Annotated in this window: 4 protein-coding genes; 2 read left to right on the top strand and 2 right to left on the bottom strand. The window is 75.8% G+C overall.

The features are described from left to right. Positions 1-97: 97 nt before the first annotated feature. Positions 98-436 (bottom strand): barstar family protein, encoded by a 339-nt coding sequence (locus tag AA75_RS35340; RefSeq protein ID WP_051814005.1) that lies wholly within the window; start codon positions 434-436, stop codon positions 98-100. A 136-nt stretch (positions 437-572) separates the two neighbouring features. Between AA75_RS35340 and AA75_RS35335 the strand changes: the two genes are divergently transcribed. Both AA75_RS35335 and cspE read left to right on the top strand, forming a co-directional pair. Further along, entirely contained in the window at positions 573-1136 is a 564-nt protein-coding gene (locus tag AA75_RS35335) for a DoxX family protein (protein ID WP_033824474.1), read from the top strand. Between the two features lie 125 nt (positions 1137-1261). Then, positions 1262-1471 carry a transcription antiterminator/RNA stability regulator CspE gene (cspE, locus tag AA75_RS35330; RefSeq protein WP_033824473.1) on the top strand — a complete coding sequence of 70 codons (210 nt, stop codon included), beginning with the start codon at positions 1262-1264 and terminating at the stop codon, positions 1469-1471. 61 nt (positions 1472-1532) lie between these two features. Here cspE and AA75_RS35325 read toward each other — a convergent pair whose 3' ends face one another. Next, positions 1533-2552 carry a C40 family peptidase gene (locus tag AA75_RS35325; protein ID WP_033824472.1) on the bottom strand — a complete coding sequence of 340 codons (1020 nt, stop codon included), beginning with the start codon at positions 2550-2552 and terminating at the stop codon, positions 1533-1535. Positions 2553-2854: the final 302 nt, after the last annotated feature.

The raw sequence follows: 2854 nt of genomic DNA, 5'->3' as shown, positions 1-2854 counted from the left end.
CCCCCCCGCCGGGCGGACTGACCGGGGCGGGGCAGCCGGGGGATCGCGAGGGCGCGCAGGACGCGCCCTCGGGGGCGGGGTGACGGGCCGGTTCCGTTCAGCGGAGCAGGACCGTCACCCCGCCCTCCTCCAGCACCGCCACGATCGCCTCGAAGTAGCTCGGCCCCCCGTCCCGCGCCGCCCCCGGCCACCCGGCCAGTCGCCGCCGGGCCACCTGGGCGTCCTCCCACTCCAGGACGTACGGCGGCACCGGCCCGTAGCCGCCGCGCAGGCAGTCGGCGAGCGCGTCCAGGTTCCGGCCGTAGTAGCCGCCCGGCGCCCCGACCGCGCGGCCGAGCGCGGTCCAGAACGCGGCCGGGTCGGTCACGCCCGCGCCGGGCAGCCGGTAGACCGGCAGGTCACCGGGGTGGGCCGGGGTCGTTGCGTGGTCGGGCACGGCGCTCCAGGGTCGGACGGATCGGGCTACGGATTAGCCCGAATGGCGGTCCCGGGTCGAGCGGCCCCGGCCGCTGGGCTGGGATGGGAAGGACGGACGCGGCGCCGGCCGTGCCACCGGACCCAGGGGCGTCACCATGACCAGTCTGTACCGCAAGGACCTCGGCCTGCTGGCCCTGCGCACCGCCGTCGGCGGTGTCCTCGTCGCCCACGGCACGCAGAAGCTGTTCGGCTGGTTCGGCGGCGGCGGCCTGGAGGGCACCGCCCAGGCCATGGAGCACATGGGCTTCGAGCCCGGCCGGCAGAGCGCCATCGCCTCCGGGCTGGGCGAGGCCGGCGGCGGCGCGATGCTGGTGCTGGGCCTCGCCACCCCGGTCGCCGGGTCGGTGGTCGCCGGCACCATGGCCGGTGCGATCTCCGTGCACGCCCCGGCCGGTTTCTTCGTCACCAGCGGCGGCTTCGAGTACCCCGCCCTGCTCGGCGCCTGCGGCCTCTCGCTGGGCGTGGCGGGCGCCGGACGCTACTCGATGGACCACGCGCTCGGCCACACCGTGGACCGGCCCTGGCTCGGGGTGCTCGCCTTCACCGCCGCCGCGCTCGGCGCCGTGGCGGTGGTGACCCGCCGTCAGGACGTGGTCCGGCGGCGGGAGGCGCGCGCCGCCGACGAGGCCGCCGACCAGGCGGGCACCGGACTCTCCTGACCGCCCGCCCGGGGTCACGGACGGCGGCCGCCACGGCGGTCCCCGTTAGCCGGGCCCTCCCACTGGGCATGATCGCGTCGGCGCGGCCGCCGGGCCGCGCCGACGCGTGCGCGAGGAGAGCTCCGATGGCGAAGATCAAGGGCCAGGTCAAGTGGTTCAACGAGACGAAGGGCTTCGGCTTCATCGCACCCGAGGACGGCAGCAAGGACGTGTTCGTCCACTTCTCGGCGATCCAGGGCAACGGCTTCAAGACCCTCGCCGAGGGCCAGCACGTGGAGTTCGAGATCCAGGACGGCCAGAAGGGCCCGAGCGCGGTCAACGTCTCCGCGCTCTGAGCCCCCGCGGTGCGGCCCCGCCCGGCCCGCCCGGCCCGCCCGGGCAGGGCGGCCCGCGGCGTCAGTAGCGGACCGCACCCGCGTACGGCATCACGTCGACGCCGACGATCTCCACGGTCTTGCCGGTGCGCGGGGCGTGCAGCAGCTTCCCGTCACCCAGGTAGATGCCGACGTGGTGCAGGTCCGCGTAGTAGAACACCAGGTCGCCGGGCTGGAGTTGGCTCTTGTCGATCTTCTGGCCGGCCGCGAACTGGGCCTGCGAGGTGCGCGGCAGCGACACCCCGCCCGCCGCGAAGGCCTTCAGCGTCAGCCCCGAGCAGTCGTACGAGCCGGGGCCGGTGGCGCCGTACACATAGGGCTTGCCGAGCTGGGCGTGGGCGAAGTCGAGGATGTCCTTGGTGCGCCCGGTGGCCGGGCCGGTGTACGGGGTGCGGGCGCTGCTGCGTGAGGCGGCGGGCCGGTCGCCGGCCAGCACCCGGGCCCGCTCACCCGCCTTGAGGCCGCCCAGGATCCGCTGGACCTCGGCGAGCCGGCCCTGCACCTCGGCCTTCTTGGCCGCCGCGGCCTGCCGGGCGCCGTCGAGTTCGCCGAGCCGGCCGGCGGTCTCCGCGCGCAGCTGGTCGAGCCGGCGCTGCTGGCCCTTGAGCTGCTCCAGGGCGCCGACCTGGGTGGCGGCCGCGGTGTCCTGGCGGCCGGCGCTCTCCAGGTAGTCGTCCGCGTCCGAGGTCAGCATCAGGCGCACCGCCGGGTCGAGGCCGCCGGTGCGGTACTGGGCGGCGGCCACCGCGCCGAGGGTCTCCCGCAGTGCGTTGAACCGGCCCTGCTGGACCGCGAGTTCCTGCTGGAGGGTGCCGGTGCGGGCCTGCAGCTGCTGCTGGCGCTCCTGGAGCCCGTTGTACTGCTCGGTGGCCGCCTCCGCCTCCTCGTACAGCGTGTCCACCTGCCGCTGGACCTGCTCCAGGGAGGGCTTGGGCTCGGCGTGCGCGGCGACCGCCGGCAGCAGCAGGGCGCCCCCCGCGCCGAGGGCCAGGGCGCCGAGGCGGCGCCGGCCGGCGGGGGAGGGGAGGCGGTGCTGGCCCATGTGGTGCTGCTCCCTGGGGTCGGGGTCGGGGTCCGTCCATCACTACTAATCTCCTAAGCAAATTAGTAGAAAGGGCCCCCGCAAGGCAAGCCGTCACAACCCTTGGCCCGGGCCGGGCCCGCGCCGATGATGGGGGTGAGGCCGGGGCGATGCGGGGGAGGCGGGCCGTGGCACAGCCCGAGGACCGCGCCGGCGATCTGGTCGGCGCGCTGGTGCTGATCACGGTCGGCGGCGTCTGCCTGTTCCTGGGCCTGCCCGACGACGGCCCGGTCACCTGCCACGGCGAGCCGATGGGGAGCGAC

The organism is Kitasatospora sp. MBT63 (assembly GCF_000710465.2).
Classification (GTDB): domain Bacteria; phylum Actinomycetota; class Actinomycetes; order Streptomycetales; family Streptomycetaceae; genus Kitasatospora.
This window is presented reverse-complemented; position numbering and strand designations above follow the sequence as displayed.

What these genes read in the sequence shown, in the direction of transcription:
- AA75_RS35325 (WP_033824472.1), bottom strand. Translation starts at nt 2,552, where the DNA reads ATGGGCCAGCACCGCCTCCCCTCCCCCGCCGGCCGGCGCCGCCTCGGC.
- cspE (WP_033824473.1), top strand. Translation starts at nt 1,262, where the DNA reads ATGGCGAAGATCAAGGGCCAGGTCAAGTGGTTCAACGAGACGAAGGGC.
- AA75_RS35335 (WP_033824474.1), top strand. Translation starts at nt 573, where the DNA reads ATGACCAGTCTGTACCGCAAGGACCTCGGCCTGCTGGCCCTGCGCACC.